This window comes from Escherichia sp. KCJ4928, assembly GCF_004352695.1.
Classification (GTDB): Bacteria; Pseudomonadota; Gammaproteobacteria; order Enterobacterales; family Enterobacteriaceae; genus ECMA0423.
Genome location: NZ_SJWV01000640.1, coordinates 1 through 391, shown reverse-complemented (window position 1 = coordinate 391; position 391 = coordinate 1). Strand labels below are relative to the sequence as shown.

Genomic DNA, 391 nt, shown 5'->3' with positions numbered 1-391 from the left:
CGGGATCGTATCCGTAATATCTGGGCCATAACCCCGGTCAGTAACGGCATTACCGTTAATAATGACCAACCTCATGCGGGTCAGCATACCCTGGAGTTTCCGATGGCAACATTCAGCCAGGTGATGTTACAGATGCAACAACACTGGCCACAGATAATGCAGGAAGTTCGCTCCCCCAAAAATCCTCCCAATAATCTGTACATTGGTGAAGACAGGCAACCTGCATCAGCACCTCAGGATCAATCAATGCGACTCCCCCTCGCAGGTAATGCCCCCAATGAACTGATACCAGCCATCGCCTCTGCCGATAAGGACAATCGTCAGTTGAATCTTCTGCTGGTCCACAGCGCAGATGATCATCTGCAGGGCGTGGTCCGCCTGAACGGCACCC

1 pseudogene is annotated in these 391 nt (G+C 52.4%); it reads left to right on the top strand.

Going from position 1 to position 391, the window contains the following annotated elements:
• Nucleotides 1-391: pseudogene (locus E0D98_RS26020) on the top strand (hypothetical protein); the annotation flags it as partial.